General features: G+C 32.2%; 6 protein-coding genes. 3 read left to right on the forward strand and 3 right to left on the reverse strand.

Translation table 11 applies throughout. The features are described 5' to 3' along the window. Positions 1-348 (forward strand): hypothetical protein (locus VW161_RS08555; RefSeq protein ID WP_325192930.1); only part of this gene is annotated, 348 nt, incomplete at its 5' end. A gap of 24 nt (positions 349-372) precedes the next feature. Further along, positions 373-732 (forward strand): hypothetical protein, encoded by a 360-nt coding sequence (locus tag VW161_RS08560; RefSeq protein WP_304093479.1) that lies wholly within the window; start codon positions 373-375, stop codon positions 730-732. A gap of 35 nt (positions 733-767) precedes the next feature. Here VW161_RS08560 and VW161_RS08565 read toward each other — a convergent pair whose 3' ends face one another. Both VW161_RS08565 and VW161_RS08570 read right to left on the reverse strand, forming a co-directional pair. After that, positions 768-2,582, reverse strand: a complete 1,815-nt coding sequence (locus tag VW161_RS08565; RefSeq protein WP_304085772.1) for a thiamine pyrophosphate-binding protein — start codon at positions 2,580-2,582, stop codon at positions 768-770. Positions 2,583-2,647: 65 nt separating this feature from the next. Beyond that, positions 2,648-3,178 (reverse strand): hypothetical protein, encoded by a 531-nt coding sequence (locus tag VW161_RS08570; protein WP_304135132.1) that lies wholly within the window; start codon positions 3,176-3,178, stop codon positions 2,648-2,650. A gap of 119 nt (positions 3,179-3,297) precedes the next feature. Here VW161_RS08570 and VW161_RS08575 point away from each other — a divergent pair, with 119 nt between their 5' ends. Beyond that, positions 3,298-3,423, forward strand: coding sequence for a hypothetical protein (locus VW161_RS08575; protein WP_325192931.1), 126 nt, complete (start codon positions 3,298-3,300; stop codon positions 3,421-3,423). On the opposite strand, the gene VW161_RS08580 is transcribed toward VW161_RS08575, so the two are convergent. Beyond that, positions 3,412-5,847: a sodium-dependent transporter gene (locus tag VW161_RS08580; RefSeq protein ID WP_304093482.1), complete on the reverse strand. Its 2,436-nt coding sequence runs from the start codon at positions 5,845-5,847 to the stop codon at positions 3,412-3,414. The genes VW161_RS08575 and VW161_RS08580 overlap by 12 nt on opposite strands. Between the last annotated feature and the right edge of the window lie 179 nt (positions 5,848-6,026).

A 6,026-nucleotide genomic window follows, 5' to 3' on the forward strand; every position in this document is an offset into this window, starting at 1 on the left:
CTAAAAGCAATCGATTTAAAGAAACTTGAAGGAAATCTGATAATTGGCCTTAGTGACCATACAACTACTGTAAAAATAGCTAGCTGGATCTGGTCAATAGGTGCTATTGTAAACAGTTCCAAGCCAACACTGTTAACTGTAGAACCTAGATTTAACGAAGTGATAACTGATTTTGAAGGAAAGATAGAATTAAAAATAAATATTCTACCCTTATTGATTTATAGTTTAGTCTTATTAACTAAAAAGAACATTAGAGAACTGATTAAAGAACTCTATAGACAAAAGAAATCTAAAGATAAAAAAGAAAAAGAGCCAATAAGTGACAATTCACAAAAAGAAGAAAAATAACTAAACAAAAAACAAGTGATTTAAATGGATGGAAAGGAAATAAGGAATAGCTTTAAAAAAGAAACATTTTACGAGTTTAGCGAAGCTGTTCCTGTATTCAATGATAACATATACTTTATTTTCAAAGTAGACATCATTTCAATTGACGTGAACCCATCCAAAAGCAGAATAGATAAGCTAAAAAAATTGATGAATAATGAAAACACTGAAAATTCTATATCCTATCTAGACATTGAACCAATAGCTTACCTATTAGAAACTAAAAACAATAGTGAATTGAACTGGCAAATTGAATCAATTGATGAAAAATATAACCTATTTATTGAAAAAAATAAAAACCAGTTATTAAAAGAGTTCCTTGAAAGAGAAAAAACTAAAAATTGAAAAAAGATTGGATAGGAATTTTATAGTTGAAAATCTTATTTAGGCAAAGGAATATTCTCTTCACATACACATACATCAACCAAAAATGGATGATTGGGACTAAACGCCTCATCAATAGCCAAATCAAGATCATCTCTAGATTCAACTCTCATTGAATCGATTCCATAAGCTTCAGCCAATTTGGCAAAATTCGGATTTGAGAGATCAATTTGATACTTATCCATATCATAAACTGTTTCTTCCCATTGGCGAATGATTCCCAATTGTGAGTTATCTATAATGAAAATTTTCACATTCAAGTCATATTCCCTAATTGTAGCCAATTCCTGAATGACCATCTGAATGTCTCCATCACCGCATATGACAACGACTTGATCATATGGATGGGCAATAGATACACCAATGGAAGCGGGCAAACCATAACCCATTGGTCCAAATCCTCCTGAGAACAAGAGTTTTCCAAACCTGTCATTTTTGGAAAGCAATGTTGTCCAGGTTGTATGGGTTCCTGCATCTGAGAGGAAATAACTTCCCTTAAAAGCATTTATAATCTTATTTATTGCATAAGGTGGCCTCAATGGAATGTAATTATCCTCAACATCATCAATTCCATCAACAATCAACTCTTCATAATGAGAGTAAATTTCATTGATCCAATCATTATACAATATAAATTCATTATTCTTATAATCCTTAGATTCTATTTTTCTCAGCAATAGATCCAAAAAGTCTGATGCATCCATGGAAATGTCAATATTGCCCTTAAGGCAATCATCATCAATATTCACATGGATTATCTTATCCTTGACATCACCATACCTGCAGGATGCAATTGTCCTTTCAGATAATCTTGCACCTAAAACAAGAATGCAGTCTGAATTCTCATATGCATAATTAGCAAGTGAAGTTCCCCTAAGACCAACAATGCCAAGGTTCAATTTATCGCTTTCACTGATGATTCCTTTAGAGTGAAAAGTGGTAGCAATAGGTACCCATGTTTTACTTACAAAATTGCTTAATTTATCGATAGCTTTTCCCCAAACTATACCATTTCCTACAACGACCAATGGTTTTCGTGAAAGTTTGAATTTATCAATAGCTAAGTTGATATTGTTATCTACATCACTTGCATTATTTTTTGAAAAAGAGTTAAAATTCTTAGAAAAATCATCATCCAACACTAATTTTCCACCATAATAAATGAAGTGGTCATCAAAGACATCTACTAATTCATGAGAATCATCAAAACTGGAAATTTTTTCATCAAATATTTCCAAATTGGAATCAATACCCTCAAAAATATCATAACCAAAAGAATCAATCATTTCTTTCAAGTCAACATCATCCAAACCAATGCCTTCAAGGAGAACATCTTTTGATAGGTTAATATGAACTGGTCCTTTAGGATATTTGTGAAGCATAACTAAAGCTTCAATTAAATTAAAAATAGCTGATTTTCCAGAAGAAGGATGGAAGCTCTTGATGGTTATGTTTTCAAAAACACTGTTGATTGGTGAATTTTGAAAAATATCCTCATCCTTTTTGGAATAATCATTATCCCCTGTAATGACAAGAAGAGGTACAGAATCCTTAAAGGCAGTAGCGACTCCCATAACCAGATTCATGGCACCGGGACCTGCAGTGGAAATGCATAATCCATAATTGCCTGATGAACGAGCGTATGCATCTGCTGCATGAGCCGCTCCCTGTTCATGCCTTGTTAAAATATGCTCTATTGAAGAATCCTTTAAAGCCTTGTAAAAAGGGAGTATCTGTTCTCCAGGATGACCAAATATATGTTTAACTCCATCATCTTCAAGCAATTTGATTAATGCTTCTGCAGTATTCATATTATCACATTGACTGAAATAAAATTAAAAAATAAAAAATTGAAAAAAATGAAAAACTAAAAAACTTAATAATAACGGGATGAATTGTTAGAGGTATTGTTTGAATACATCTGTTGCAACTCATAATCATTTACAACGATTCTTGCCTCTAAACTATCATAAACTGTATTTAAAATTGTCAAATCCTTTGAGGACATTACAATAAAGTTATTTGACATCTTATCCTCAACAAATACAGTGTAAGTTCCAAGCTTATTGTTCTTATAATAAGTGAAATTGCCATTTTTTGCTTTCTCAGTACCTAAGACTTCTTTTTTAATATTGTTAAATCTTAGAAGCCCTTGTGATCCGGTAACTGGGGACGCATTGTTAAAGCTGGTAATGTTGAGACCATAATCGTAATCAGAATAGTAATGAATGTCCAGATTATCAGCATACTCGGACACTTGATCAGTTACTGGAACTTTAGCAGAGCATGAATTTGTTAAATTGACTTGATGATAAGTGACATCTCTGCCTGGTTCAAATATCAAGTATGAACATACACATAATAAACAAAATACAGCAATTATTAAAATAGCCATTTTTTTATCCATATAATACACCTTTCTTTAAGATAATAATAATTATGTTTTCATCTTTATATATATTATTATAAAATAAGTATAAAATAAGTATAAAATAAGTATAAAATAAGTATAAAATAATTATAAAAATGGCTAAATTTAATATAAAAAATGAAAAAATTAAAAAAAATAAAATAAAAAAAGAAGATGAAGAAATTATAAATAAAAATAAATGCTTACAACTTAGGAAAAAGCTTGGTGGATTAGTCATCTAAATTGAAAACAGAATCTGCCCCTTTTCCTTCATAGTCATAATACCGATCTTCATCATCACTTGATTCTCTTTTAACAGATTTGGATTTCTTTTTAGATGATTTAGGTTTAGCTTTAGGCTTTTCAACATAATCATCCAAAAGGGATTCGTATCCTTCATCACCGAATACTCCGTCATCAAAGAAATCATCACTGAAATCCTCATACTCCTCTTCAGGCGGTTCTTCAACTTTAGGTTTTTTAGGAGTCTTAGACTTGGATTCAGACTTAGTTTTGGCTTTTGATTTGGATTTAGGTTTGGCCTTAGCCTTAGGCTTTTCAACATAATCATCCAAATTGTCAAAAACGTCTGCATCCTTAGAGCTTTTAAATGTATGTTTTGGTTTTTTAGTGCCCTCTTCATCTCTAATAGGAGAAATGTAATCTCCACCACCGAAATCATCATCAAAGCTCACATCTTCAAATTCATCATCCAAATCAGCTTCGCCCTTATCCCTATTGAACATGTTTATTTTATCAAACAATGATGTTGATTTCCTTTTGCCATTATCTGAAGGAGAATCCTCTGCACCATAATTTGAACCATCATAGTCGGAATCATCATAAGCATAGCGATTATACTTATCATCAAAGTCTTCATCATAAGGGGAATCAAACTCTTCAGATGACAAATCAACATTCCTTAAGACATTTTTACCTGATTTGGACCTTGAACTTCCAAACCTATCCAATCTTCTGGATTTTGATTTGCTTTCTTCAACAGAATCTTCAAACTCCTCACCATCATTATCTTCCCTTTTGAACCTGTTCCTTAAGGACTTATAAGGACTTACAAATGAACCGTTCTTATCAAATAATGAATTATGGTCTTCTTCTGCATAATCATCAATGGTCTTTTCAACATATTCCTTTTCCTTGAAGTAGTTCATTCCACCTTTATTATCGGACAAATCAAGAGAATAATCTCCATTATAAGGGATAACTGTTAAAGCTAAAGGAACAAGTACAAATATTGAAGCGATAACTGATTGCACAAGCAAGCTTTGCCTATCTCCAACAAGAATTAAATTGTAAACCCCTAAAATCCAAATAATGGTCAAAATTATTGGAAGGATGAATTTAATAGTAATTATCCAAGATCTGTCCACTTTAATATAGGAATTGCCATTTAGGACTGAACGTATGTCTTCAATATCAAAAACCCAACCTAAAACGATTATTTCAAGAAGAACTCCCAATATAATTGCAAATTGAGTTATGAATGAGTCTGTAATCCTTAAAAGGTATTCGCCCATTCCAGTTGCAAATATGAATGACAGGAACAAACCAACTAAAACAAGCTGCCTGACAGCCCTATCCCTTGCCCATCCGAATTTTTCACTTATTGCATTGGACAATGGTTCGATTAATGCTAAGACAGTGCTTAAGCTGCCCACAAATATAAGCAAGAAAAATGCTGGAGCAACCATATAAACCCATGGATCCATTATATTGAATACATTAGGGAAAACAACAAATATCAATGAAAATCCATCACTTACTAAACTGGTGATTGGGATATTCCTTCCTAATGCCATATATCCCATGATTGCGAATAGGAGAACTGAAACCAACACTTCAAAGACAAGGCTTACCAAAACAATAATCCATGCATTGTCAATCAGTTTTGCATTATCCCCCAAATAAGAGGCATATGTGCTTGCAATTGCATAGCCTAAACCATATGAGAATATCAATTGGCCAAATGCAGCTATCCATACATTCAAATCCAATAGCACAGACCAATTTGGATTGAACAATGCCATTATTCCAGTACGGGAGCCCGGCAATTGAAGAGCAAAAAGCAACATGCCAATCAACAATACAAAGGACAATATCAGGGATATTTTACTGATTGTCAAGATTCCCTTGTTGATTTCCTTACGGGAGAATAAATAAATCAAACCCCATATTACTATCAAGCCTACTCCAATAGGAACTACAAGATAAGTTAGCCCATATGGATTGGAGGTGCTGTGAAGCAATGTTGTTGTAAAGAAAACACTAGGATTACTGCCCCATCCTTTAAATAAACTAAGTACAATATAGATAAGGTCCCAAGACATTATGCAGGTATAATAAATCAGGACTATAAAAATCAAGAAGACAATAAACCATGCTATGATTTCAAACTCTGACTTGATATTATAAAATACCTTAGGCAGACTTGACTTGAACTTGAAACCCACTCCAAATTCCAATACTAAAATAGGAATGGCCATGATTACAATAGCTAAAATATATGGCATGAGGAATGTTCCTCCACCATTTTCATACATAAGATAAGAAAATTTCCAAATTCCAGACAGCCCAATAATGGTTCCTATCATAGCTATTAGAAAGCCTGTTGAACCATCCCATCTATTTCCTATAATTTCATCACCCATCTTACATCACATCAATAAGAATAATCAATTTTATCTTAAATTACATCTCGTAAATAATTTAATTTTAGAATTTTATTATTATATAATATATTAAAGTTTTAATTATTTAAAAAATTTGCTTATTTTGGAAAAATTATTGGAAAAAGAGAAATGAAAAAATAGAAAATAGAAAATAGAAA

Source organism: Methanobrevibacter ruminantium, assembly GCF_016294135.1.
Taxonomy (GTDB): Archaea; Methanobacteriota; Methanobacteria; order Methanobacteriales; family Methanobacteriaceae; genus Methanobrevibacter; species Methanobrevibacter ruminantium_A.